The following is a 26,059-nucleotide window of genomic DNA, read 5'->3' on the forward strand; positions in this document are numbered from 1 at the left end:
AGGGTGGCGCGCCTGGAGCGGGTATCGGCGCCGTGCCTGTGGAGGGGTCGAACAGGGCGGCGATCACCAGTTCGCGGCCGCTTTCACGGTCGCGCTCAGCTCTCTCGGACCCCCGACGCAGGGCGATGAAGGAGCGCGAGCTCCAGGGATCTTGCCGCTCGTCAGGTTGATGACGGCAATGGGGGTGACCCACTGGTTGGCGGATTCGTTCCAGGTGGAGTCGAGGTGGATGGCCAGCAGCGTCCCGTCAGGATCGGTGACCGCGCTCCCGCTGGCGGGATTGTTCTTGTTGGGAAAGGATGGGCGCTGTGCGTGATCGGTGGATCGCCCGACGAGATTGGTGAGCTCCAGGCTCCAGTGCGGGGCGCCATCGACCGGGTCGAGCAGGGTGATGACCAGGGTGGTGAGCCGGCCGGGTCCGTCTGCCGGTATCACGCTCTTCTGCTGTCCTTCTCATCCTTCTCGTCCTTCTCCGGGACTGACAGGGCGATCGGTCCGACTGCGGTGACAATGTAGTCGATGAATTGCGAGTGCTTGAACTCGGCGGCCCACGCGCCCAAGTCACTGGTGTGGGCGGTCAGGTCCGGCCCGCTGCCCGAGGGGTGCGACAGGGATGCGCTGAATGCTCGCGTAGGAGGCGCCAGTGCGCAGTAGACCTGGGCGGAGGCGATGGTGAGGACGACCACTCCGATCACCGCCGCGGCTCGGATCCAGAACCGGGGGCTGCGCAGGGCGCGGGCGAGCCCGCGCAGCGGGCCGCGTCCGTCGTCGTCGGGCGGTGGCCACGCCAGGGGCCGCGGCGGGAGGAGCACAATGCCGGCCGCTATCAGGATGCTGCCGGTGATGAGGAGGTGTGCGCCCGGACTGTATGCGGGATACAGCTTGACCAGGGTGAGGATGGGGCAGGCCAGGGCGAGGAGGTCCAGGAGATTAATGCCGAGCTCGGCGGTGCCCACCGAGGACATGGTGTGAGTGTCCCGCCGGCTCCACAGCTGCATGACCAGGATGATCGTGCCTGCTCAGCAGGATGCCGAGCCCGCTGAAGAAGAAGTCTCGCTCCCGGCCGGGGAGGTCGCCGCCCAGGAGGGCGACGAACCGGGCGCCCAGGAGCGGCATGAGGCGGGCGATGATCGGAACGAGAGTCAGGCCCTCCCCCACGCTCAGGCAGATGCCGGAGGCCGCGGTGAGCGCCTTGTGGGGTATATCGGCTGCGGGCGCTCGTCCTCACGGGTCTGGCGGGCCTGCGGGGGCGGCCTGCCGGGGGCGTCGTCGGGGGAGGAGTGAACCGTCCTCTCGGGGCCCGCACTGCCCCCGGTGGTGGGCGTCGTGGGGCCTCCATGGGGACCGGGCGGAGAGCCAGACTGAAGTGGTGCTGGTGCCCGCGCGCGGAATCCCGCCTCTCCACCTCGACGGCGGAGACGGCCTCGGCACCGCCCGACCCGGCGTCGGTGGGCCCGGGCCTCGGGGCGCTCACGCGGCGGCTCCGGGGGCGGGCGCAGGAGCGGAGTCCAATGTATTAGGGGTCACAATCCTATTATGTGACCGAACCGTGACCCTGGGGAAGGGTTCGGCCGATCTCCGCCCGGCTCAGCTCATCATCAGGCTGAGCAGCACGAGCAGGGAGGCGACGACCTCAAGGCGCCCGACGAGCTTGACGCGCAGGAGCGGCTGCCCGTCGGCCATGCGCCTGCGCTGGATCAGCGGCAGCACGACCGCCCGCGCCAGCAGCAGGACCCACACCAGCGCGTGCGCCCAGGAGGCGAGTCCGCCGACGGCGCAGCCGAGCGCCGCGACCGTCACCGCGGCGTGGAAGCCGATCGACCCGGCGAGCATTCGCGGGTCGCCGCGCCGTCGCACCATTGTCTTGACATAGGGGACCGCGCCGACGAAGTAGGCGGCGAGGAACCCGGTGAGCAGCCACATCCACGGCCATCCGGTCAGCGAGCCGTCCGGACTCTCGCCGTACGGCGCGCTCACCCCCGCGCCCAGCCCGAGCAGGCCCCCGCGGCCGCCGGTGGCCAGGTCGTAGACGATGGGGGCCATGAGGGTGGCCGCCAGCGTGGTGACGGCCCCGGACAGCAGGGAGCGCTCCTTGCCGCGCCACGCCTGGTGGACCGCCACCGCGGCGAGCGGGACGAGGAGGAGCCCCCAGCGCACCAGGTAGGGGGCGAGAACCAGGGAGATCGCCGCCAGGACCGCCGTCGTCACCGAGTAGACGGTCAGCGGGGCCCGCAGCGGCTCGCGCTTGCGGGGGCTGCGCGTGCGCATCCACTGGGTCAGCACCCAGTAGCTGAAGTAGGCGCACCACCAGGCCGGCAGCACGACGGCGTCGGCCCAGCTCCAGCCGCCGACGGCGATGCCGACCACCGGTGGCAGGAGGATCATCCCCCACGCCCCGTGGTAGTTGGGCACCCAGCCGCGCCTGCTGCGCCGACGACGGTTCTGCTTCTTCTTCCCGGAAGATGCGGGCGCAGGGGCCTTGGCCGGGCGGCCCGCGGCGGGCGCGGCGTCGGCCTGTTCGGCGCCGTCGGCCGGGTCGGTGGGTGGTGGCTGGCTCACACCCGTAAGCCTAGGGACGGACGGGGGAGGCCCGCGACCATGGTGACACCGCGTTGGCTCCCGCGCTCAGCCCCTCCAGGCAGACATTGTCGGACGAGACCGACGGTGCCGCCGTCTGCCTCGTCCGACAATGTCTGCCTCGACGCCGGGGTCAGTCGCCCAGCGCGGCGGAGACGACCTCCTTGGCCTCCTCCTGGACCTGGGCCAGGTGCTCGGCCCCCTTGAAGGACTCGGCGTAGATCTTGTAGACGTCCTCCGTGCCCGAGGGGCGCGCGGCGAACCAGGAGTCCTTGGTGGTCACCTTGAGCCCGCCGATGGGCGCGTCGTTGCCGGGCGCGCGCACGAGGCGGTCGACGATCGGCTCGCCGTCGAGCTCGGTGGCGGTGACGTCCTCGGGGGACAGCGCCGCGAGCCGGGCCTTCTGGGCCTTGGTGGCGGGCGCGTCAATGCGGGCGTAGGCGCTGGCGCCGAAGCGGGCCACCTGCTCCTCGTGCAGCTGCGAGGGGGTCTTGCCGGTCACCGCAATGATCTCGCTGGCGAGCAGCGCCAGGATGAGGCCGTCCTTGTCCGTGGTCCACACGGTGCCGTCCTTGCGCAGGAAGGAGGCCCCCGCGCTCTCCTCGCCGCCGAAACCGACCGAGCCGTCAATGAGCCCGGGCACGAAGTGCTTGAAGCCGACGGGCACCTCGATGAGCTTGCGGCCCATGGCCGCCACCACCCGGTCGATGAGGCTGGAGGAGACCAGGGTCTTGCCCACGGCGCAGCCCTCGGGCCAGCCGGGGCGGTGGGTGAACAGGTACTCGATGGCCACGGCCAGGAAGTGGTTGGGGTTCATCAGCCCGCCGTCGGGGGTGACGATGCCGTGGCGGTCGGAGTCGGCGTCGTTGCCGGTGGCGACGTCGTAGGGGGTCTTGCCCTCGGCGTCGGGCGTCATCTTCTGGCGCAGGGAGGCCATGGCGTTGGGGGAGGAGCAGTCCATGCGGATCTTGCCGTCCCAGTCCAGGGTCATGAAGTGCCAGGCCGGGTCCACCTCGGGGTTGACCACCGTCAGGTTCAGGCCGTAGCGCTCGCCGATGGCGCCCCAGTAGTCCACGGAGGCGCCGCCCAGCGGGTCCGCGCCAATGCGCACGCCCGCCTCGCGGATGGCGTCCATGTCGACGACGTTCTCCAGGTCGGCGACATAGGTCTCGAGGTAGTCGTGCTTGATGACGTGGGGGCCGTCGAGGGCCTCGGCGATCGGCACGCGCGGCACGTCGCGCCAGCCGCCGGCCAGCAGCTCGTTGGCGCGGTCGGCGATCCACCCGGTGGCGTCCGAGCCGGCGGGGCCGCCGTGCGGCGGGTTGTACTTGAAGCCGCCGTCGCGCGGCGGGTTGTGCGACGGCGTGATGACGATGCCGTCGGCCAGGCCCGGGCCGGTGGTGCGTACGCCGGCCTCGGTGCCGGCGCCGTTGGCCCGCAGGATGGAGTGCGAGACGGCCGGGGTGGGCGTGTAGGAGCCGCGGGCGTCGACGGCGGTCGTGACGCCGGCGCCTGAGAGCACCTCGATGGCGGTGCGCCAGGCGGGCTCGGACAGCCCGTGTGTGTCGCGACCGAGGTAGAGGGTGCCGTCGGTGCCCTGGGAGCGCCGGTACTCCACGATCGCGGCGGTGATCGCCACGATGTGGGCTTCATTGAAGGCGGTGTCCTGGGAGGCGCCGCGGTGGCCGGAGGTGCCGAAGACCACCTTCTGGGCCGGGACCGCGGGGTCGGGGACGAGGTCGTAGTAGGCGGAGACGACCTCATCGATGTTGACGAGGTCTTCGGGCTGTGCTGGTTGTCCTGCGCGTGGGTGCATGGGGGTAGTGTGTCACTGATCACTGGACATGTCCTGGAAATCCCGAAAGGCGGACAGGTGATTTCCTGAGATCTTCTTCTCCCTCCCGCCTCCCGCTGCGGTCGCAGCCACGGTTGCCCGCGGGGTCCCGGCCGGCTGTCGCCAACCACCGTCAATCGCGGTTGATACCCGGGGTGCGGTCTGCGCCGCCTGGCGGCGGAGGGCTCCGTCGCCTAGCTCCCGCCCATCTCGACAATGGCGCCGGCGATCGCGGCCGTGACATTGCGGCGGTCCGCGATCCACAGCTCGGCGCGGGTCACCCGGCCCCGGGTCACCACCAGTGAGCCCCGCAGGGCGTGCGGGACGTCGCGGAGCTGCCGGTAGTGATCGCCGTCGTCGACAGCGACACGGCCCTTGCCCAGCAGGTGCAGGCGGGCGGTGGGGCGCTGCGGGTCCGCTGTGAGAGCGGCCGCCACCCGGGCGGGAGGCCCTGGGGGAGGATCAGGCCGACGTCGGCGGCGTTCTCGGAGGGCCCGGCCGACGGCCGTGATGAGGACGTCGAGGTGGTGGTCGTCCACGAGCTGGACGAAGGCCGTCTCCCGGTCGGTGTCCACGCACAGGCGGGTCCACTCCACGGCGCCGCGCGCCCGCCGGCCGGGCGCCGGGCCCGCTCGGCGTCTCGGCGCGCCCGTCCACGGTGGTTCTTCCAGGCTCGGGGGCGGGGCCGACGATAGGCTGGATGGACTGACCTTATCCGCTTCGGCGCACCGCGTCCCCGTAAGGAGTCCCCATGTCCACCGTCGTGTCCACCACCAGCGCCCCGGCCGCCGTCGGCCCCTACTCCCAGGCCGTGTCCACCGGGGGCAGCGCCGGGGGCGCCGGCAGCACCGTGTACGTCTCCGGCCAGGTGCCGCTGGACCCGGCCACCGGGGCGCTCGTCGACGGCGGCATCCAGGCGCAGGCCGAGCGGGTGCTGACCAATATCGGAGAGATTCTGGGCGCCGCGGGCCTGGGGTACGCCGACGTCGTCAAGACCACCGTGCTGCTGGCCGACATCGCCGACTTCAAGGCCGTCAACGAGGTCTACGCCCGCTTCTTCACCGGGCCCGTGCTGCCCACCCGCGCGGCCTTCGCCGTCGCCGCCCTCCCGCTGGGGGCGAGGGTCGAGATCGAGGCGATCGCCGTCCGGCCCTGACGGCGCGCCGGGCTCCCGAAGGCTTTGGCCGGCCCACTGGAACGCTTTTTAGCCTGCTCGAAAACTCCACCAGAAGGCCAGGGCGGGATCATTGCAATTCCGTTACGCAGCGGTGTCGCCGTGGCGCCGCACAGTCGACTCCTCGTGCATACGACACCTCAGGCCCCTACTGCTCCCGTGGCAGGGTCGGCAGATCCTACAACGTCGTGTGACGAGCGAAACATGCCGTTAACACCGCGCGAATACTGTGCGGTCAACGGGCTCTTCAGTCATCACGAGCCACGGCCCACCAGATAGGAGAAGAGCCATAGCAGTGACCGCATTCCTGGAGGACTTGGAGTTGATTCAAGAGCTGCACGGGGAGCCAGTCGCGCAGTCTCATGCGTGGCTTTCTCTTTATAAACTTGCGATTCACGCGGTGGAAGTTTCGGTCTCGGAAAGGTTTCGTCTTTCGGAGTTTGCGCTGATCCTGAGGTCCCACAGTGTCCAGAATCCTGGAACATGGGCCGTTGCATATGCTCACTGTGTTGCAGCGCTATTAATTCAGAACGGTACAGCATCGCCAGCGGGCGAGCCGCCTGTTATCTAAAATGTAGGCTTATTGTTTATTGATTACTTCGTTGGACGCCGATAGAAAATATTTAAATATTATTGATGGCATTCGTTCCCGAGCCGAGTCGTACACGACTCCCGTCGAGCACTGGGGAATTTGGCAACGGTCCGGTCGCTCTGATCGTGAGTACTCGCGATGGAAGGTACATGTCTCGATCGGCCTCGACCACCTCATCTTTCTCACGCCAAGGCTGAGTGATTACCTCCTTAAGAGGGGTACGGCCTTCAAGATGATCGACACTCTTGCCAATGCGGAGCAGCTCCAGTGCGGCGGCATGGGTGTCCTCCAAATTGGAAAACCGATCACTGTGTATCCGCTTCTTGAGGAAGATATGGGGGGCCTGATCGGCGAGCTCCGGCATCTCACCAAGAATGCCTGTGGGCTTCGGGCGATTACCGACGTCGCGATCTCGGACTCGTCCTGTCTGTCGCTTCGCAACGAGACGTGGCCGCGGAAGACGCCCACTGCGGAACAACTCGGCCAAGCACGTTCGCGGTTCCCGGATCTCTTGGCCCCTGAGCGAGTGAAGGTCTCCCGCCCGGAACGATATGTAGTTGTGGATCGCATTTCTGTGCGCGGCGCCGGCCTGCGTCTGAAGGCGCTTGATCTTGACTCGTCCACCGCTGACCGTGTGCCACGCTTTGTCTTCATCAAAGAAGGTCGCCGCTACGCCGAACGCGATGTTCAAGGGATTGACGCTTACGAGCGGCTTTTCCCAGGGCGACCTCTCCTATGCGGCCGCCGCCGTCCATACCGCTGTCGCCGAGACGTGATTACCTTCAGCTATTCCGCCTCGCAGCCTTGCTGGAAAGTGGTGAGGCTCACCTGAGGACGTGCGATACAGACCAGGATGAGAACAATCTATTGTCGCGACACCTGATGGATGCATGGGCGCGACCTCTTCTTAAGCGGAAGCACGTGGACCCTGCCGCGTGTATCGGAACGGAATGGAGCTGAGTGACTTATGGAGCAATCTCAGGTCGGGCTGGCCCTCGAGGGCGTCACGGTTGACTACGGCGCCGCCAAGCCCGCTCTTGATAATGTCACCGTCTCCTTGAAGGGTGGTCGGATCGTTGGCCTGCTCGGTGCGAACGGGGCCGGCAAGACCACCTTCATCAATGCCTGTGCCGGCGTACGGACAGCGACATCCGGTAAGGTGATGCTCCGTGGCGGGCAGGTTGGCTGGTGCGCGCAGCAGCTCATGATCGACTGGTTCGTCAGCATCCGCACGAATGTGTGGATGGGGGCGTGTCTTGCTGGTCTGACAGGAGGAGCGGCCTGGGGTCGCGCAGACGCGGCGTTGAAGAGCGTCGGGCTTGATGGTGAACGCGTCCAGGAAACCCCTGAGATTTTGTCTGGTGGTCAACAGCAGCGGCTCATGATTGCCCGCGTCCTTGCGATGGATCCCAGGATCATGTTGTTGGATGAGCCGACTGTCGGGCTAGACCTGGGGCACATCAACCGTCTCGCCCAGGCAGTACGCGCCGCCCGTGACGAGGGCGCACTCGTTGTGATCTCCTCGCATGACTTCACCGCCATCGAACCGCTCATTGACGATGTCCTTCTTCTTGATCGTGGCACTATGCGATTCCTTGGCCCCAAGGCCGACTTCGTCTCAAGATTTGCGCAAAGAGAAGAGATCTCGATCGAGCTGGCCGAGCCCCTCCCCGGTGGGCTGGTTCAGTCCTTCGCCTCTGAGATCGATGTGGTGGTGGGCGATGGCGGCCGGAACCTGACCATCACTGCACCTGTTGGTACAGCCCTGGGTGAGTTGCTACGAGTGATTGAAGCCGACGGTGGCGTGGTACGGGATGTCGTTCGCCGTGGCGTGACACTCGGTGAAGCCTTCATGGCCGCCATTGAACAAGACAATGGAAGCAGGTGAAGACATGCAAGACGGCGTTAACCGGCCCGGTCCCGGCACGAAACTGCCCTGGCTGAGGGCAGTAGCGATGATGACGCGTCTGGAGTGGATGGGAGCCGAGCTGCACACGTGGCGAAGATGGGTGGCTCTGGCCGTGCTGCCCCTGACATATCTCGGTTTGCTCGGCGTGGGCTTGTCCTCGGCCTTCGGCGGCGCAGGTTATCTGCGTTTCGTGGTGCCGGGTGCGATCGTGATGCAGGCCCTCAGCGGCCTCAACCGCGTGGTGGCGCGCACAGTCACCGAACGACGATGGGGACTGGCAGCATTCAAGCTCCAGTCTGGGGTGCCTCAGTCGGCCTACCTGCTGGGAATACTTTTCCCGGGCGTGATTGTCTTCGCGGCACAGGCACTTGTTCTGCTCGCCCTCGCTGTGGCGCTGGGTGTGCGTTACAGCGTGTTGTCCAGCATCGCCATGGTGGCGGTCGCGATCTTGTGCGTCCTGACATGGGAATGCCTGAGCTTCGCGGTGGCGGCAGCGATCCGCAACTACCAGACGCGCGACTTCGTCCTAGCAGTCGCCGTTATGCCACTGACCTTCGCCGCCCCGGTGTTCTACACCCTCGACAATGCGCCAACCGCGCTACGGCTGCTAGCCCGCGTCAATCCCCTGACCTACCAGGCCGAATTGGTTCGCGGTGTCGCACAGGGCGCCTTCGCGCTCAGTGCGGCGCTGATCTGCCTCCTCGTACTCACAGCCTCCATGTTCCTTGCGCTACGCGCCGTGCGCGTCATGCGAGAGCTCTCCTTCGAAGGCTGACCACCACCTGCCGCCAACCTTTCACAGCGCATCGCGGAGAAAGGCTCCAGCTCGTTCGAGCATACGGAGTGCCTGGACTGCCGGGCGCGTCTCGGACAGCGGTCCACACCAGCTGCCCACCGCCGCTTGACGCACCACACAGGGGCACCTCTGGGAGTCACCGCGCAGCGGAACGTGAGTCGATATCGATTCGACGTGATAGCGGAGATTTTCGGACGAGACCGACGGCGACACCGTCTGCCTCGTCCGAAAACGTCTGCCTCGATGGCGTGACGGCTCGACGGGGCCGGGCGCCCGCGCCATGGGAAGCTCTCCCCCCGGCGCTGGGCCCCTGCGTCCCACGGCGGAGGACTACTGTTGCGGGTCGTGAGCAACACGCTGATTCGCTGGGGCGGCTCCCGCGCCGTCGCGTCCTTGATCCTCAAGATCGTCGTCGTCCTCCTGCTCGTGGTCGGGGCGCCGCTGCTGGCCCTCTGGCCATTCGGCAGGACGCATGCCCCCAGCGTGGAGGTCCATGACGAGGCAGGCGTCCTGCAGGTCGACGGGACCACCTCCGCCCTGGAGAAGCTGCGCTTCCGCGAGGACGTGACGCTCGTCGTCGTCACCCTGGACGCCGGCTACAACAGCAACTTCAACAGCGAGGTGCTGGCCTACGCGCGCAAGAACCACCCCGAGTGGATCAGCGCCTCCGACCCCAACTACTGGGCGGACGGCCTGGTCATTCTGGGGGTCTCGCCGAGCGGGAGATGGGTCGGCTGCTACTTCGGCGAGGACGTCAAGGTCGATTCGGCCCTTCAGCGGGACATCCAGGACGCGGGCAAGAAGTCCTTCGGCCAGGGGCGGTGGGCGCCCGGCGTCGAGCAGATGGCCGCTCGCGCCGCCGATGTCATGGGGCGCCCGATCGGCTCTGATCTCGCGGTGCTCTTCGTCTCCGCCGTCGGAGTGATCGGCGGCCTCATCCTGGCCGGTGCGATGATACGGACCTACGTTGCGGCCCGGGCGGCCTTCGCCGGGGCCCGGCGCCACTACGCACAGGTCACCACCGACTACGACGCCACGCAGATCAGGGCGGGGCTCATCCCCACCAACGACGCCCACGGCGCCCAGGTCCTGGCCCGCTTCGCCTGGTTCGAGGACCGCTACGCCGAGCTCACCCGCGCCTTCGGCGACTTCGGGGAGCCGCGCGGGGCCGAGTGGTTCGCCTGGGGGCGCAGGCCGGAGGCCCGCAGGCTCCGGGCCCGGGCCGCCGAGCTCGACTCCCTCGACGACGCCATCGCCAACGCCTCCGCCCTGCTGACCATGTCCGAGGGCTGGCGGGAGGCCTGGCGCAACGAGCAGGGGCCTGTTCACGAGGACCTGGCCTCCTTCAACAGGCTGTGCTCCTCGGTCCAGGGCGCGGGCCGCATCGACACCACTCAGGACCACGCCTGGGTGAGGGCGACCTCGGGCCGGATGGCGGCCATGACCAACGAGCTGGAGGCGGGGACGCTGTCGCCCTCGGCGGCGCTCGACGAGCTGGACACCATTGCCCAGGACGTGCGCGTCCGCGCCGACTTCCTGGCCCGGCAGGCGCTGGAGGCCGACACGTCCTCCTACCGCGACAACCGCCTGCGCCAGTACGAGTCCTCGCGGAACAGCTGGGGGTCCCGCAACGGCGACGTCTATGTGGGCTGGTGGACGATGGACGGGCACCGCTCCTCCTACGACCCGGCCGCGACCATCCGCATCAACCCGTCCTCCCCGGGCGCCAGTGCCTCCGGGGTGCGCTGGACCGGCTCGGGAACGTCCTCCCAGTTCTCGACGCCGATCTCCGAGCTCGTCACCGGGTACGACTCGGCGTCGAGCTGGGAGCCGCCGTCGTCCTCCTCGTCCTCCAGCTCGAGCGGGTTCTCGGGCGGGGGCTACTCCGGGGGCGGAGGCTTCTCCGGCGCCGGGTCGAGCTCGCACTTCTGAGCGGGCCCGAGGCGCACCCGCCCCTCCCTGCCCGAACAGACATTCTCGGACGAGGCAGACGGTGTCGCCGCCGGTCTCGTCCGACAATGTCTGCCTCGACGCGGATGACAGGGGCGCGCGACTCGTCGCGGCTCCGGAGTCCAGTGGTTCGAGCGCAAGGCGTTCCGCGTCAATGCCAGGAAGCTCGCCGTCGCGGTCATCGGCATGGCGAACGCCGAGGGCGTCTACGCCGATCCTCAATGGGTCAACCGCCTGCGTCGCACGCCCCTTGAGCTCATCGCCCCCCGCTGCTGCTTCGCATCGAGGAGGTCGACGTCGTCAACGACACGGGAGCTGCCGACCATGTGCTCCTCTTCTCCGTGGCGCCCAGCCGGCACGCCCATCAGCGCACCGACGGGAAGGCCTTCGTTCGCGCGGGCGACTCGACGATCTCCATTGAGCCGTACAGCCTGGCAGGAACTCGTCTACGACCGGGAGGCGGACAGCCATGAGGCGCAAGTCCGCGCCGGTCGGCGTGGAGGCCCCCGGCGCCGCGCATGCGGACCGGCTTCGCCGAGACATCGACGCCGCTGGGGACGACCTGCACGTGCTGCGCGCCAGGAGCCTCGTCACTGTTGACGACGGGCTGACAGCAGCGGGCCTGCTGCTCCTCGGCGAGCACCCCCAGCTGTCCCTCCCCCACGCCCTGGTGCGGGTGCTGCGATACCAGGCCGATGAGACCGGCGTCGGCTCGAGGCAGACGATGGCCGCGGACGGCGACCGGCGTCTGGAGGGGGCGATTCCGGACGTCATCGATGCCGCTCTCGCGCTCGTCGACGAGTGGGGTCCGCGTCGTCGGGCCCTGAAGGCGGACGGACGCCTCGGCCCCGTTGACGTCATCCCGAGGGAGGCGTGGATGGAGGCGGTCGTCAACGCCGTCGTCCACCGCTCCTACTCGATGGCCGGCGACCACATCAGGGTCTCGATCTTCCCGCACCGGATAGAGGTCTCCTCGCCCGGGCGCTTTCCCGGCCTGGTCGATCTCTACCTCTACGAGCGTCATTGTCAGGCTCGACGCCTCCGCCCGAGCCACGGAGTCGGTTGCCGAACGGGTTGGGAAGGACGCGCTGGATATCGTGTCCCTCCCCGCGCGTTCCAGCCCCGTGCGTCGAGATAGACATTTTCGGATGAGGTAGACGGTGTCACCGCCGATCTCGTACGAAAATGTCTATCTCGACGCAGGTGGGGCGGCGACGGCAATGGGCGGGCGGCGGGGCGTGCAGGGCTCCACAAAGGCTCGCAGCGCAGAGGGCCCGGCGCCGGTTGTGGAGGGCACGGGCGCTCTGAGTGCGCTGTGCCTCATCATGAGTCAATGAGCCTCGACATCTTCGCCCCCCGTCCCAGTCGTCCCGCCCACGGCCGCGACGGCCCCGCCCCCGCCGTCCGCCTGGCCTCGGAGTACATGGGTGTGAGCGGGGTGCGGCCGGAACGCGATGACGCCTGGCACCGGGTCGCCTCCGGCGTCTATGTCCCCGCCGGCGAGTGGCGCCGGGCCACGGCGGACAACCGTCATCTCGCACTGGTCGATGCGGCCGCCCGCAAGCACGGCGGAAGCGGTACAGCCAGCGGGGAGCTTGTTCTCGCCGGCGTGTCGGCGGCGCTCGTGCTGGGGCTGCCCGTGGTGGGGCGCCTGCCCGAGCTCGTGCAGTGCCTCGGCCGTGTGGGCCAGCGCCGGCGCACGTCCCTGCTTCAGCGGCGAGTCAGACAGGAGCCCGTTGTCGTCCTGGAGGGCTCGTATCACGTGACTGACGTCGCCACCACCTGCATCGACCTGGCCCGCTGGGGAGGTCTTGTTCAGGGCGTGTGCGCCATGGATCACGCCCTGCGCCACCGCCTGTGCACGCGCGAGGAGCTCGACACCGCTCTCTCGCGCCTTTCCGCGAACGCCCGCGGCCTGGGCGCGGCCCGGATCGCCGTGCGTCTGGCCGATCCTCTGTCGGAGTCGCCCGGGGAGTCCCTCTCGCGCGTGCGGATGTGGCAGGCTCGAATCCCGCGCCCGGTGCTCCAGCACGAGGTCTGGACCGAGGTCGGCCTGGTTCGCACCGACTACTTCTGGCCCGAGACCGTCGTCAAGCCCCACCCGGTCTCGGAGTTCGACGGAGAGGCGAAGTACCACCGGGAGACCTACGGGCGCGCCACCGAGGAGACGATCCTGGCCGAGCGCAGGCGCGAACGCGAGCTGTGGCGCCTGGGCTACCCCGTGGCTCGCTGGACATGGGCCGACGCCTGGTACGGCAAGGGCGCCCGCATGCTCGCCGAGCTCGCCGCCGTCGGCGTCCGACCCGGAGCCGGCCGATGGTGAGCGGCCTGCACTCCGTTGAGATAGACATTTTCGGATGAGGTAGACGGTGTCACCGCCGATCTCGTACGAAAATGTCTATCTCGACGCAGGTGGGGCGGCGACGGCGAGTGCGCCGCCCGGTAGTCTGGCCGGCATGTCGAAGAAGAACCGTCAGAGGCGCCGGGCCGACGCCGTGACCAAGGCCCCCAAGAAGAAGCAGATCCCGTTCGTGGCCCGCCCCTTCGAGGGGCTCGCGGGCGAGCGGGAGCTGGTCGCCATGATGCAGATCCTGCCCGCCGCCGCCATGACCGTGCGGCTGAACGCCGAGCACGGCGGGGGCGACGTCAGGCTCGTCACCCTGCTGCCCGAGCTCGCCCAGGCCCTCAAGCGCGCCGACGGCGAGGTCCTGGTCGCCATGCAGACCAGCATGCACTCCGGGGACGCCAGCCGCGACATCGCCGCTGCCCTGCTGGACGCCCTCGACCTGGACGCCGGCGCCGCGCTGGCGGTCAGCGGCCTGCCTGAGCCCGGCGAGCGGCTCCAGGACATCCTCGACCCTGCAGCCGCCCCGCAGCTCGACGTGCGCGAGACCTTCGACTTCTGGCTCGACGACGAGACCGCGGACAACCCGGAGGTGCTGCGCTCCCTGGAGGACGCCAAGGCCGAGATCGCCCCGACCGCGCCCGTGCCGGGCGTCGAGCACGCCTACTGGTGCCGCATGAACGGCAAGGAGTTCGTGCGCTGGGTGCGCGGCGAGGACGAGGACGTCTTCTTCAACGCCTTCGCGCGCGTGCACGCAGCCCGCGAGTCGGACCTGGAGGAGGGGGCCCGCTTCGTGGGCGCCTTCCGCGCCTGCGGCCTGGCCATCCCCGTGTGGGAGCTGGTCCCCGGCACCGAGGCCGACGAGCTCACCGAGCCCATGCGGGCCATGGCCGAGCGCCTGGAGGCCGCCCTGGCCGACGACGCCCCGCTGGACGCCGCCGCCCGCCGCGCCAAGGCCGGCATTATCTCCCGGCAGGTCAACCTGTGACGACGCCGGCGCCGGCCCGCTGAGCCGGGTCGGCGCCGCCGGGTCCCGGCAGGGCTCCGGCCCCGCTGGTGTCGTCCGGGCAGTGGCGTGTCCGACGGCGGGCGTGCCCGTCCCCAAGAGGAAGAGTGAGGCGAGTCACGATGAATTCTTGACCTTCGAGTTTCCCGCTTATAAGGAACTTTATGAGACGGGGTTCTGCTTGTGTTGTTTGATGGGGCTGATCATTAGTTTGGTGGGTTATTCGCTACACTCCATGAATAACTCTCCAGTTCTCCGGAAGGTAGAGTGCATGGGCTGCCAGGCGTGTCTCGGACAGCCTTGAAAGTTGTGTCTCAGGCTGCTTGTCTTGTTGCTCGGTGCTCCTGGTTGACCTCGCCCTGCGTTCTGTGCCCCAGGTCGGAGTGGAATATCGTCTCTTCTCGTCGGGCGCCTGCGGGCCGCCGTGTCGATCGCCTCGCACACCAGGGCTGGTGCCGCGTGCCCCGATCGCGTACCCGACTGCTTTCTTCGTGCAGCAGCCCGGGGGCGGTCGCCAGGCGGATCGGGTCCCTCCCCGGGTGCGGATGCAGGTGGATGTCGCCCACCCACCTGCTCTCCCGGCTGGCCGGCGGCGGGAGCCCGCGCCCGGACCGGGCCGGGGCGTGAGACTCCGGGCCCGGCGGCCCAGGGGGGGGCGGTGGCGCTGGGTCCTCTCGGCAGGGCCGCGGCCTGGCGGGCCCGAGCGCAGGGCGGGTGCGCACCGCCCCCCGGGGGGCGTCTCAACAGCTTCTGCGAACCCCGGCGGCACGGGATACGGCGCCAGCCCACAGGGCGGCGCGGGAGCCGTTGAGGACCGATCCACTCGACCAGGGCGCCAAGCCCCCTTACCCGCCTCGTGCGGACCCTGACGGCCGCCTCCCCGCCCAGGCGCAGCACCCCGACCCGGACACAGGCAGCGGCACACCGATAGTGACCCGCCAGCCGCCTGCCCACCACGGTGGACACAGGTACGCGTACCGGGCGCCCACCGGGACCCTCCAGGCGAAGGAAGGAAACCACTTCCCCCCCAGGAGCCCGCCCCCCATCCTGGTCTCCCGCAGCCAGGCGCACAGCCACCTGCTCCCAACCGACCGCCCCGCGCTCACCCCTGCCCCAGCGGACTCCGGGCGGACCCTTGCCGCCACCTCATGACCCAGCCCCCCACCGCCCCAAGGAACCAGCCCACAGGGCTCTGCCACCCCCACGACAGTCCGGTCCTTCTCCAGGACCTCAAGGACGACCCGCCGTCTCGAGCCCACCGCCGAGCCTGTCAAGGCTGTCGAGTCTGTCGAGTCCCTGTGCTGCCACAAGCCGATTCAACCTCGCTTCTCGAGTTCGTCTTCTTTTCCACCACTGCCCGAGAAACACTAGGCATCTCAGAAGTCTGTGGGTCGCGTCGGGCTGTGCTGTGTGCTGTTCCCGAGACGCGTGATTTCATTGCTCAGTCGGCCGCCAGGGCGGTCACCGGGGCTACGGCGGCGGCGCGTCCTGCGGGTCGTAGTGAGGCGAGTACGCCAATGCCTCCGGCGGCCAGGAGTATTCCTGCCAGGGCCGGCCAGGGGATGCTGATGACTGCGAAGTTTCCGGAGTCGGTGTTGAGCAGCGCCTCGCTGCTCGCTATGCCCAGGGCGCAGCCGAGGGCGATACCGATGAGGCCGCCGAGTACCGCGGTGAAGAGGGCCTCGGCGATGACGAGGCGCCTGATCTCTCGGCGCTGAGCGCCGGTGGCGCGCAGGACGCCGATCTCGCGGGTTCGTTCCAGGACGTTGATGTCGGTGGTGTTGGCCAGGCCGGACAGGGTGATGAGCATTGTCAGCCCGAGGACCGTGCCGATCACCGTGATGACACGATTGACGACCTGGGTGAAGGCTGTTCGGCCGTCGCTGGAGGAGCTGACGATGAGGCCTGAGCCTCGCAAGGACTCGCGGACGCCGGTGGCCGGAGCGGGGCCGGAGCCGTCGCCGCTGACGCGCACCCACATCCCGGTGTCGGTCGGGGCGTCGCCGTTCAGCTGCCGGGCCGTGGCCGGGGTGATAACCGGTCCGAATCCGCCTTCTTGGACGTGGGCGGTCAGGGCGGTGGTGCCGGCGGGGCCGGTGAGGGTGACCATGGTGCCGTCGGGAATGTCGTAGAGGCCGCCGATGATGAGGGTGTTGTCATCGAGTCCCTCCAGACCCACCCGGGAGCGGATGACGGGGGAGACCGCTTGCTCGTCGACGACGTTGACTGTGAGCTCCTGGGAGTCTGCGCCGTCGGGGGCGGCTTGGACGGTGAGCTCGGGGACGAGCGTGGTGGTCTGGATGCCGTTGATTCCTTGGATCTGTGCGGTGAGCGAGGCGGTGTCGTAGCCCGCGGTCATGCCCTCGATGCGGATGTCGATGGGGGCTCTGGAGCTGAGGTAGGCGTCCATGGAGGCGTTGATGCTCGCCACGCCGACGACCATGGTGGTGGCCACGCCGACGGATACGAGGAGGGCAGCGGTGATGGCGGCGGCGCGTCCAGGGCTGCGGGCGAGATTGCGGGCCGCGAGATGGAGGATGGGGGCGCGTTCGGCGCCGGCGAGGCGCCCGAGGAGCCGCGCGGCGCCGACCACAATGAGCGGCAGGGCGGCCAGGACGCCGAGGAGGAGGATGACGGCCCCGGCTACCGTGTACTGCAGGATCCTGAGGTTCATCGCGAGGATGAGAATCGAGGCGCCCCCGGCGGCGATGACGGCTCCCCCGATGACGGCGGCCAGACGGCGCCTGCCCAGCGCCCGGTCGTCGGCGACCTGGCCGGTCAGGGCGATCAGCGGTGAGACACGGGCCGCCTGGCGGGCGGGGCGCAGGACGGCGACGAGGGTGACCAGGACGGATATCCCGACAGCCAGGGCCAGGGCGGTCCAGGTGATAGTCAGATGCCGCGGCTCGAGACCGTTGATGGTCCCGGAGCGGATGAGGAGCGCGGCTGCGCCGGTTCCCGCCGCGGCCCCGATGACGGAGCCGAGCAGGCCGGTGAGTGCGGCGGTGCGCAGGACGGCGCCCATGACCTGGGCTCGGGAGGCGCCCACGCAGCGCAGCAGGCCGGTGGTGCGGGTCTGGCGGGCCACCAGGGTGGTGAAGGTGCTGGCGATAATGATTGCGGCCACGATCGCGCAGACGGGGCCGAGGATCACGAGCAGCTGCAGCGTGGTGGACGCGCTGCTGCCGCCGTTGCTTTCGGCGCGCATCGCGACGATCTCGTCGGCCGTGTAGACCTTGGCGTCGCCGGCGGCCTTCGTCACCGAGTCCAGCAGGTCGTCGGTGGAGGTTCCCTCGCGTCCGGTGACGTAGAGGACGGCGGGTGCCTCGCTGACCCCCAGGGCGCTGCGCTCGTCCGCGGTGGCGAAGACGAAGGAGTCCTCCGGGTTGCGCCGAGTCAGCTCGGCTGCCGGCTTGATAATGCCGACAATGGTCGCCGTCGAGCGCGATCCGGTGGTGGTCTCGCCGTCCGTGAAGGCGACGGCGCTGCCGACCTCGACACTCTGGCTCTGGACGAAGGAGGGGGAGACGGCGATCTCGCCGCCGGTCGCGGGCAGGCGACCGGCTTCCAGGCGCGTATCACCCGTCAGCTCGGGGACGTCCAGGACGAAGGTGTGGGAGTCATTGGCGGTGCCGGGATTGTCGATGTAGGTGAGTCCCTCGATATACGGTCGCACCTTCTCGATCTCGGGAGCCGCGGTGATCTTCTGCGCGGTGTCTTCGGACAGATGCTCCTCATGCCGCCCGGGCAGGACGACGACGTCGGCGTTGCCGACGGAGGCGCGGGCGCCGGCCTGCAGCTGGGTGCGCAGGGTGTCGGAGGTGATGAGGGCGAAGGCGATGAGGGCGGCGCTCATGGCCACGGCCACCAGGGCGGCGGTGATGCGGCGCGTATCGAGCAGGGCGGGCATCAGCGGGCCTCCGTCCCGCTGGTGCGCCCGGTCCTCGGGCGGGTGCCCGCGGCGTGGGCGCCGGCCGCGTGGTGCACAGGGCCGTCGCCGACGACGTGCCCGTCGCGCAGGTGGATGGTGCGGTTGGTGGTGGCTGCAGCGTTGTGGTCGTGGGTGACCATGACGACAGTCTGGCCGAGCTCGGCGCACATGCGGGCCAGGGTCTCCAGCAGGGAGGCGGCTGAGGCGGTGTCCAGGGCGCCGGTGGGCTCGTCGGCGAAGACGACCTGGGGCTGGCCGATGAGGGCGCGGGCGACGGCGACGCGCTGTTGTTGTCCGCCGGAGAGCTCGGTGGGGCGGTGGGTCAGGCGGTCGGCGATGCCCAGGGTGGTGATGACGGTGTGGTGCCAGGCAGGGTCGGGTTTGCGGTGGGCCAGGCGGGTGGGTAGGAGGATGTTCTCCTCAGCGGTGAGGGTGGGCAGGAGGTTGAAGGACTGGAAGATGAAGCCGAGGTGGTCGCGGCGCAGGCTGGTGAGCTGCCTGTCGTTCATGGTGGACAGGGGGCGGCCGGCGATGAGGACGTCGCCGGTGGTGGGGGTGTCCAGGCCGGCCAGGCAGTGCAGGAGGGTGGACTTGCCGCTGCCGGAGGGGCCCATGACGGCGGCGAACTGGCCGCGGGTGATGGTCAGGCTCACGTTGTTCAGGGCGGCGACCCGGGCCGGGCCGGTGCCGTAGACCTTGGTGAGGTTGCGCGCCTGGACAACCGCGTCGGCCGGCGGGGCCGCGGCCAGTGGGGGCGCGGCCGGCGGGGCTGTCTGGTGGGCCTGGTGCGGGTGGGTGGCGGGGTGGTGGGGCACTGCTGTCTCCTTACGGGGCGACCGGGCGGGTCCCGGAGCGACGATTCAAGGCTAGGAATCGGCACTACGACACCGGAATGCGCCCAAAGAACCGACCCGTGCGGGGCCTCCACCGAAAGGAGGAGGCGCCCCGCGCCGTCGGCCCGAACCGATCTCGGTGCGGAATACGGCCGATCTCGAGCCGGAGGTGAACCGATCTCGATGTGGCGGTGCGGTGCGGTGCGCGGTCAGTGCCGCCGGCGGCGACGGTGGATCTCCGGGACGTCGAGCACGGGGACGGCGCGCAGCATGAAGGTGTCGAAGTCGGGGGCCGTGAAGGCCGCGTAGCCGTGCTGGGGCGTGTAGAGCAGGCCCATGTCGATGAGCTGGGAGCGGATCGGGGCGACCTGGGGCGACTCGCGGCCCATGAGGGCGGCGACGTCGGCCGCCCTCTGGGGCTCGGGCCCCAGCTGGGCCATGGCCCGCAGGGGGTGGGGCGGCGCCAGAAAGCTCGTCAACGAGCGGCCCTTGGTCGTCGATAAATGTAAGGATCCTTCTGGCGGAGCTCTAGATAGACGACGCTGGTCATTGTGGGGTCACCTCAATAATGCCGCACCAAGGCAGGTCCGTGCGGCTCAGGGGAGGAAACTCAGGAAGTGAGCGACCTGCAATGCAGAAAGTTCATGCAGGGCACTCCGAATCATCAATGGGTCTTTATGCCCAATGTTGCTCAAGCGGATGGGGACGGTATTGAGCCGCCGAGCGGCGCATGAGATTGCGGTGGTCTGAGCGGCGACCGCCCGCCCCGACGGGAGCGGGCGGCTTGCGGGACGATGGGGCGTGGCTTGTGGCTTCGCGCGTGTCGGGTCCGACGCGCTCCGGGCGCCGGTCGCCATCTGTCCGCTCGACGACGTCCGGCACCCGGAGCTGTTCTGCGCAGCCTCTCGGCACTGCCGCGCCACAGCCTCCGTCCGGCACGACCGCGCTACTCCGGACGGAGACGGAGTCTCAGCCTGCGCTGTCGCTGCCATCTCCGACGTCCGCGCGGTCCGCGGCGCCTCCGCCGGCCCCGCGTCAGCGGCGCAGCCTCACTCCGGGTCGGCTGCGCGGTCTGCGCCGGCTGCCTCGGATGCGCCTCCTGTACCGGCCGCCCTGGCCGGGTCGGCCAACCCGGTCGCGCCGCCGGCGCCATTGGCGCTGCTCGCGCCCTCCGCGGCCTCAGCCCCCTCGGCGGCGAGCTCGGCGCGCAGGCGGTCGTTGGCCTTCTCCACATCGAGGCGCCACAGCAGCAGAAGGATGATCCCGTTGGCGATCGCGGGGATCCACAGGTACATGAAGTAGAGCATGGAGATGGTCGAGGCAGGCTGCGTCTCGGCGTTGGCGACGTACCCGCTGGAGGCCAGCAGCCAGCCGGCCATGGCCGTGCCCACGCCGCCGCCGACCTTCACGCCCAGCGACGTGCAGGAGAACATGATCCCGTCAATGCGCTTGCCGCTGCGCAGATAGGTGTACTCCGAGGCCTCGGCGATGAGCGCGTTGAGCGTGCCCTGCAGCGGACTCATGCCGATGGAGGCCACGGCGGTGAAGACGAGCATGAGCGGGACGCTGCCCAGGTACCCGGCGACCACCACGCCCAGGCGCCCGATGACGGCGATCGCGTACCCGGTGGTCGTCACCCCCTGCATCCGGCCGAACCGGGAGACGATCGCAGGGGTGAGCACCAGGCCCGCGATGAGCGGGATATTGATCGCCCAGGCGAAGGCGCCCAGCAGGTTGGCGTCCTTCAGGATGTAGGTCATGAAGTAGATGCCCATATTGAGGGTCGCGGTGAACACCTGGGTGAGGACGAAGACGACCAGGATAATGAGGTAGTACCGGTTCCCCAGGAGCAGGCGGGCGGACTCCCGGGCGGTGGGCTTGTCGGCCGCAGCACTGGGCTCTGCGTCGGATGCGCCGGCCTCTGCCCCGGCCCCGGCGCGGTCCTCCAGCTCCTCGTCGGGCAGCTCGCGCACGGACATGACGGAGATGGTGTTGGCCGCCAGCCCGATGAGCGCGTAGATGATCGCGATCGTGCGCCACCCCTGCTCGCCGCCCCCGAGGATCTCGACGCCCTTGACGGTCACGGTCTGAATGAGCAGGCTCGTGCTGAAGGCGAAGATGAACCGGATTGATCCCATCTGGACGCGCTCGGCGCTGTTCTTGGTGATCAGCGCGGTCAGCGTCGAGTAGGCGATATTGTTCGCCGTGTAGAAGCCCGCGTTGAGCAGGGTGTAGGCGATGAAGAACCAGGCGTACTTCGCATTGTCCCCCAGACCGGCCGGAATCGCGAAGATCGCCACGATCAGGGCGGCGCACCCGAAGAACGCCCACAGCATCCACGGCCGGGCCCTGCCCATGCGCGTGCGCGTCTTGTCGATAATGGCGCCGAAGAAGATGTCGGAGACCCCGTCGAAGATGCGCGCGAGCATCATGAGGGTGCCGATCACGCCCGCATTGAGCCCGGCCGTGTCCGTCAGGTAGATCATGACGAAGGCCGACAGGAGCGCGTACACCACGTTCCCGGCGATATCGCCGGAGCCGTAACCGACCTTGTTGTACCACTTCAGGTACTTCTTCTCGTTCATCAGTTCACCTCATTGTGCTGAGCGGGGATGGGGGAGGAGAGGAGGGGCAGGAGCACCAGGTCGAGGCCGAGCGCCCCGCCGTCGACCCGGTACTCGGGCCGCAGCTCGGGGCCGCAGCTGGCCGACCCGATGCCGGCCATGGCGCCGTCGAGGCACAGGACGGTGCTCCCGCACTGCGCGAGCTCGACGTTGTGGGCGGTGCGGGTCAGCTCCTCCTGGGTGTAGGGCGAGGCGTTGAAGGAGAAAGGTCGCAGCCCCACGGCGGTCAGCTCCAGGGCGCCGTCGGAGAGGGTGACGTACTCGCAGTCGGCGCGGCTGCCGCTCTCCTGGGGGCGGATGCAGCTCCGGTGGAGCTCGGCCGCCAGCTCGGCGACCGTCGTCGTGAACTCGCCGTGACGGCAGGAGCGGCGCTTGTCGACATAGCTCTCTCCCGGCCCCAGGCCGTAGTAGGCGACCTTCTGCATGGCCTCGGGCAGGAAGAGCCGCAGCCCGAACCGCGGCAGGCCGGGGAAGCCCGCGGACGTGTGCGCGCGCAGTCTCACGGCGAGCTCCCCCGTCCTGGTGACCGTCCACACCGCGCGGACGCCCAGCGCCGGCTGGAGGGCGTCGGCGGCCACCGAGATGTCGGCGTGGAGGAAGACCGTGCCCTCCTGGCCGGCGCTCCGTGCCGAGTAGACCCGGGTGGCCCGCGCGGCGGCGCGGTCGTAGCCGGCCCGCTCCCACTGCTCGCGGACGTGACGGTCGTTGTCCGTGGGGGCGCGCCAGATGTTGAGCTCCATCGGGCGCTCCAGCAGCTCCCGGCCGTCTACGCGCAGGGATTGCGGCAGGCCGGTGCGGGTGTCGAGCACGACGGCGAGGTCGCCGCCGGCCAGGGTCACCTCGCACCCGTCCTGCTCGACGGCGGTCGAGCCCGAGCACTCGACGGTGGCGGCCGCGCCCGCGCAGCCTGCGACCGGCCCCAGGGCGGCCACGGCGCGGTGCCGGGGGTCGGCGTTGGCCAGGGGGATCTCGTCGAAGCCGAGCTCGTGGCCGGCCTCCAGCAGCGGGGCCGGGTGGCGCAGGCGGGAGGTGACGACCAGGTGGCAGCGGCCGGCGTCGGGCACCTCCGGCGCGCAGGCCAGCGTCACGGCCGTGTGGGGCGGGATGGGGCCGGGCGGCTCCAGGGGCCCGCTCTCCACGACGTCGCCGTCGCAGCGCAGCTCGTAGGACAGGGTCGCGTACTGGTCGAGGTCGGTGAAGTCGAGGTCGTTGCGGACGGTCACCAGCCCGCGCTCCTGGTCGTAGCCGACCACGCGCGCGGGGCGCTGGACGTTCTTGAGCTCCAGGAGCCCCGCGTGCGGCACCCGGTCGGGCGAGACGAGCCCGTCGACGCAGAAGTTGGAGTCGTGGACGGCCTCGCCGTGGTCGCCCCCGTAGAGGTAGACGGGCCGGCCCTCGGGGCTAGTCCCGGCCAGCACGGCGTGGTCGCACCACTCCCACACGAAGCCCCCGCAGGCGCGCTCGTCGTCGAGGATGATCTGCCAGTAGTCCTCCAGGTCGCCCGGGCCGTTGCCCATGGCGTGGCAGTACTCCACCAGGATGAAGGGCTTGTCCGGGTCGGAGCCGAGGTAGTCGCGGACCTCCTCCAGGGACGGGTACATCCGGGAGTACAGGTCGATATTGGAGTAGTCGTAGGCGCGCTTGGAGTCGCGGTAGTAGGCGCTCTCGTAGTGCGTGACCCGGGTGGGGTCGGTCCGCTTCATCCAGGCCAGCGCCGCCTCGAAGGTGCACCCGTAGCCGCACTCGTTGCCGGCCGACCAGGAGATGATGCAGGGGCGGTTGCGCTCCCGGACCACGCAGCTGCGCACCCGGTCAAGAGTGGCCTCCGTCCAGGCCGGGTTGTCGGCGATCGGCTCGTTCCAGTGCTCGACCTGGCTGGCCCAGGAGGGGTCGGCCAGCATGCGGGCCTGGGTGCCGTGGCTCTCGTTGTCGGCCTCGGACATGACGACGAACCCGTACTCGTCGCACAGCTGGTAGAAGCGGGGGTCGTTGGGGTAGTGGGAGCTGCGCACCGCGTTGATGTTGTGCCGCTTCATGAGGGCCAGGTCGCGCTCCATGTGCTCCAGGCCGATCGCGGGCCCGGTGACCGGGTCGGAGTCGTGGCGGTTGACGCCGCGCAAGGTCAGAGGCCGTCCGTTCAGGCGCAGGACGGCGTCGACGACGTCGACCTCCCGCAGACCCACCCGGTCGGTGATCGCCTCGTGGTCCGTGGCCATGGTCAGGGTGTAGAGATAGGGGTCCTCGGGGGTCCACGGGTGCGGGTCGGGCACGTGCAGCACGGCGCAGTGGGTGAGCTCGGAGCCGTCCGCGGCCGGCGCGAAGGCGCCGTCGGCCACGAGTACGCCATCGGCGTCGTGCAGCCTCAGCGCGGTGGGGGCGAACCCGCCGCGGAAGGAGGCGCGCACGGTGACGGCGGCGGCCCCGGGCGACAGGGAGGTGGTGGTGGCGTAGTCGGCGAGAGCCGCGCGGGGGCGGGACAGGAGGTAGACGTCGCGGAAGATGCCGGAGGTGCGGAACTTGTCCTGGTCCTCCAGGTAGGTCCCGTCGCACCACTTGAGCACGAGCACGGCCAGGCGGTTGGTGCCCGGCTCGACGACGTCGGTCACGTCGAACTCGCTCGTGGCGTGGGAGACCTGGCTGTAGCCCACGTAGACGCCGTTGAGCCACACGTAGAAGCAGGAGTCCACACCCTCGAAGACCAGGTGGGTCCGCGGGGCCTCCAGGACCGCTGTGTGCTCGAAGTCACGCAGGTAGACCCCGCAGGGGTTGTCCTGGGGCACGCGGGGCGGGTCGAGGGGGATCGGGTAGCGGACGTTGGTGTACTGGTGGCGGTCGTAGCCCAGGTGCTGCCAGCTGCTGGGCACGGGCACGGAGTCCATGCCCTCCAGCGGCATGTCGCGCCCCCAGAAGGGCTCGGTCAGCTCGTGGATGCTCGGGTGGTAGGCGAAGGACCACCGGCCGCTCAGCAGGTGGACGCGGTCGGAGCGCTCGCGGGCGCGCGGGCCGGGGGTGATGGGCGCGGACGCGGGCAGGTAGTAGGCGCGCGGCGGCAGGGTGTTCTCGTGGAGGACCCCGAGGTCCTCGTAGTGCCTGGGAACGATCGTCATTGGTGCTCCTGGGTGCGGTTGGGACGACGGCGTCGGGCCCGGCGGGCACGGCGCGCCTCGGCTCGCGTCCCCCGCATGTCCGGGCCGGCGGCGCCGGAAGCGCTGCGCTGCCGCCGTCGGAAGCGCAGCGCCGCCGGCGCCGCCGTGCCCGCACGGGAGTGCGAACCTGGATGTCGACGTTAACATATCTGCTAGAGTCAAGTACATGCGCAGAAGCGATTGCTATGCCAGCAATTTACTTGCCCGTAGGCGATGGTGGACGTCCATGACCAATATCGTTAACATAGATGGCTTGCCGAGCGCGGCCGGAGCGCTTGGTAGCCTCGGCCTCATGGGTGAGGCCGGAGGATCGCGACGGCGCCGGTCCGGCGCCCCGTCGGTCGCGGACGTGGCCCGGCTGGCCGGCGTGTCGACCCAGACGGTCTCCCGGGTCTCGAGCGGCGCCGCGAACGTGCGCCCCGGCACGCGGGACAAGGTGCTGCGGGCGATGGAGCAGCTGGGCTACTCGCCCAACCTCGCCGCCCAGGCGCTGCGCAGGGGCTCGTTCCGGACGATCGGGGTGGTCACCCAGCACATCCAGCGCACCGGCGAGGCGCTGACCACCGAGGGCGTGCTCGCGGCGGCCTGGGAGGCCGGCTACACCGTCTCCATGGTGCAGGTGGAGCGCCCGGCCTCCGAGGACATGCGCACCGCCGTGCTGCGCCTGGCCCATCAGACCGTCGACGGGCTGGTCGTGGTCCAGGCGGGTCGCGCCGGTCGCGAGCACCTGTCCCTGCCCGCGGGCGTGCCGGTGGCCGTGTCGGACTCCGCGCTCGTGGGCTACTACCCCTCCGCCTCGGCCGATCAGGTGCAGGGGGTGCGCGACGCCGTCGGCCACCTCCTGGCGCTCGGGCACCGCACGGTCCACCACGTCACCGGGCCGGAGGACTCCCAGTCCGCCCTCATCCGCTCGGCCGCCTGGGCCGCCCGCCTCAAGGAGGCCGGTGCGGCGGTGCCGGCCCCGGTGCCGGGGGACTGGACCGCGGCCTCCGGGTACGCGGCCGGGGAGCGCCTGGCGGCCGAGCCCGGGGCGACGGCGGTCTTCTGCGCCAACGACGAGGTGGCGATCGGCCTCATCCGGGCCATGCACGAGCGCGGGCGGCGCGTGCCGCAGGACGTCTCGGTGGTCGGCTTCGACGGCCTGTCGCTGGGGGAGTACAGCTTCCCGCCCCTGACGACGGTGAAGCAGGACTTCCGGCGGGCCGGGGTCGAGATGGTCGGGCTGGTCCTGGAGCAGGTGGCCTCCGGCCGGCGGGACGGTGGTCGGCAGATCCTCATCCCCACCGAGCTGGTGGTTCGCGGAAGCACGGCGCCGCCCGGCCGCCCCTGACGCCCGACCTCGG

Annotated in this window: 20 protein-coding genes; 10 read left to right on the plus strand and 10 right to left on the minus strand. The window is 69.7% G+C overall.

Annotation, left to right across the window (positions count from 1 at the left end):
- Positions 1-63: 63 nt before the first annotated feature.
- Both AIF0345_RS00670 and AIF0345_RS00675 read right to left on the minus strand, forming a co-directional pair.
- Entirely contained in the window at positions 64-435 is a 372-nt protein-coding gene (locus AIF0345_RS00670; protein WP_285296837.1) for a hypothetical protein, read from the minus strand.
- A complete protein-coding gene (locus AIF0345_RS00675) occupies positions 432-998 on the minus strand; it encodes a hypothetical protein (RefSeq protein WP_285296838.1) in 567 nt (188 codons plus the stop codon). The genes AIF0345_RS00670 and AIF0345_RS00675 overlap by 4 nt, the downstream gene beginning before the upstream one ends.
- Positions 999-1,011: 13 nt before the next feature.
- Between AIF0345_RS00675 and AIF0345_RS00680 the strand changes: the two genes are divergently transcribed.
- Positions 1,012-1,284 carry a hypothetical protein gene (locus AIF0345_RS00680; protein ID WP_268917228.1) on the plus strand — a complete coding sequence of 91 codons (273 nt, stop codon included), beginning with the start codon at positions 1,012-1,014 and terminating at the stop codon, positions 1,282-1,284.
- 303 nt (positions 1,285-1,587) lie between these two features.
- On the opposite strand, the gene AIF0345_RS00685 is transcribed toward AIF0345_RS00680, so the two are convergent.
- The 3 genes from AIF0345_RS00685 to AIF0345_RS00695 form a co-directional block, all read right to left on the minus strand.
- Positions 1,588-2,559, minus strand: a complete 972-nt coding sequence (locus tag AIF0345_RS00685) for a YwiC-like family protein (protein ID WP_268917229.1) — start codon at positions 2,557-2,559, stop codon at positions 1,588-1,590.
- Positions 2,560-2,710: 151 nt separating this feature from the next.
- Positions 2,711-4,393: a phosphoglucomutase (alpha-D-glucose-1,6-bisphosphate-dependent) gene (pgm, locus tag AIF0345_RS00690; protein WP_268917230.1), complete on the minus strand. Its 1,683-nt coding sequence runs from the start codon at positions 4,391-4,393 to the stop codon at positions 2,711-2,713.
- A 212-nt stretch (positions 4,394-4,605) separates the two neighbouring features.
- Entirely contained in the window at positions 4,606-5,007 is a 402-nt protein-coding gene (locus AIF0345_RS00695) for a hypothetical protein (protein ID WP_285296839.1), read from the minus strand.
- A 155-nt stretch (positions 5,008-5,162) separates the two neighbouring features.
- Here AIF0345_RS00695 and AIF0345_RS00700 point away from each other — a divergent pair, with 155 nt between their 5' ends.
- The 8 genes from AIF0345_RS00700 (at position 5,163) to AIF0345_RS00735 (ending at position 14,164) form a co-directional block, all read left to right on the plus strand.
- Positions 5,163-5,567 (plus strand): Rid family detoxifying hydrolase, encoded by a 405-nt coding sequence (locus AIF0345_RS00700; protein ID WP_285296840.1) that lies wholly within the window; start codon positions 5,163-5,165, stop codon positions 5,565-5,567.
- Positions 5,568-6,187: 620 nt separating this feature from the next.
- Entirely contained in the window at positions 6,188-7,009 is an 822-nt protein-coding gene (locus tag AIF0345_RS00705; RefSeq protein WP_449701837.1) for a class III lanthionine synthetase LanKC N-terminal domain-containing protein, read from the plus strand.
- A gap of 135 nt (positions 7,010-7,144) precedes the next feature.
- The gene (locus tag AIF0345_RS00710) at positions 7,145-8,065 is read left to right on the plus strand and encodes an ATP-binding cassette domain-containing protein (protein ID WP_268917234.1); all 921 of its coding nucleotides are present in this window, start codon (positions 7,145-7,147) and stop codon (positions 8,063-8,065) included.
- A gap of 4 nt (positions 8,066-8,069) precedes the next feature.
- Positions 8,070-8,861, plus strand: coding sequence for an ABC transporter permease (locus tag AIF0345_RS00715; protein WP_268917235.1), 792 nt, complete (start codon positions 8,070-8,072; stop codon positions 8,859-8,861).
- A gap of 366 nt (positions 8,862-9,227) precedes the next feature.
- Complete coding sequence (locus AIF0345_RS00720) at positions 9,228-10,814, plus strand: DUF5129 domain-containing protein (RefSeq protein ID WP_285296841.1); 1,587 nt, start codon at positions 9,228-9,230, stop codon at positions 10,812-10,814.
- Between the two features lie 487 nt (positions 10,815-11,301).
- Positions 11,302-11,970 carry a putative DNA binding domain-containing protein gene (locus tag AIF0345_RS00725; protein WP_285296842.1) on the plus strand — a complete coding sequence of 223 codons (669 nt, stop codon included), beginning with the start codon at positions 11,302-11,304 and terminating at the stop codon, positions 11,968-11,970.
- Positions 11,971-12,165: 195 nt separating this feature from the next.
- On the plus strand, positions 12,166-13,155 hold the full coding sequence (locus AIF0345_RS00730; RefSeq protein WP_285296843.1) for a hypothetical protein: 990 nt from the start codon (positions 12,166-12,168) through the stop codon (positions 13,153-13,155).
- A 133-nt stretch (positions 13,156-13,288) separates the two neighbouring features.
- A complete protein-coding gene (locus AIF0345_RS00735; RefSeq protein ID WP_268917239.1) occupies positions 13,289-14,164 on the plus strand; it encodes a DUF5926 family protein in 876 nt (291 codons plus the stop codon).
- A gap of 1,459 nt (positions 14,165-15,623) precedes the next feature.
- Here AIF0345_RS00735 and AIF0345_RS00740 read toward each other — a convergent pair.
- From AIF0345_RS00740 to AIF0345_RS00760, 5 genes are all read right to left on the minus strand, one after another.
- Positions 15,624-18,092: an ABC transporter permease gene (locus AIF0345_RS00740; protein ID WP_285296844.1), complete on the minus strand. Its 2,469-nt coding sequence runs from the start codon at positions 18,090-18,092 to the stop codon at positions 15,624-15,626.
- A complete protein-coding gene (locus tag AIF0345_RS00745; protein WP_052375110.1) occupies positions 18,092-18,862 on the minus strand; it encodes an ABC transporter ATP-binding protein in 771 nt (256 codons plus the stop codon). The genes AIF0345_RS00740 and AIF0345_RS00745 overlap by 1 nt, the downstream gene beginning before the upstream one ends.
- Before the next feature lie 293 nt (positions 18,863-19,155).
- The gene (locus tag AIF0345_RS00750) at positions 19,156-19,425 is read right to left on the minus strand and encodes a hypothetical protein (RefSeq protein ID WP_268917241.1); all 270 of its coding nucleotides are present in this window, start codon (positions 19,423-19,425) and stop codon (positions 19,156-19,158) included.
- A 570-nt stretch (positions 19,426-19,995) separates the two neighbouring features.
- Positions 19,996-21,531 (minus strand): MFS transporter, encoded by a 1,536-nt coding sequence (locus AIF0345_RS00755; RefSeq protein ID WP_285296845.1) that lies wholly within the window; start codon positions 21,529-21,531, stop codon positions 19,996-19,998.
- Positions 21,531-24,677, minus strand: coding sequence for a glycoside hydrolase family 2 TIM barrel-domain containing protein (locus AIF0345_RS00760; protein ID WP_285296846.1), 3,147 nt, complete (start codon positions 24,675-24,677; stop codon positions 21,531-21,533). Before AIF0345_RS00760 ends, AIF0345_RS00755 begins: the two co-directional genes overlap by 1 nt.
- Before the next feature lie 331 nt (positions 24,678-25,008).
- Here AIF0345_RS00760 and AIF0345_RS00765 point away from each other — a divergent pair, with 331 nt between their 5' ends.
- Positions 25,009-26,046, plus strand: a complete 1,038-nt coding sequence (locus tag AIF0345_RS00765) for a LacI family DNA-binding transcriptional regulator (RefSeq protein ID WP_285296847.1) — start codon at positions 25,009-25,011, stop codon at positions 26,044-26,046.
- The last annotated feature ends 13 nt before the right edge of the window (positions 26,047-26,059 follow it).

The organism is Actinomyces israelii, assembly GCF_030253495.1.
Lineage (GTDB): Bacteria > Actinomycetota > Actinomycetes > Actinomycetales > Actinomycetaceae > Actinomyces > Actinomyces israelii.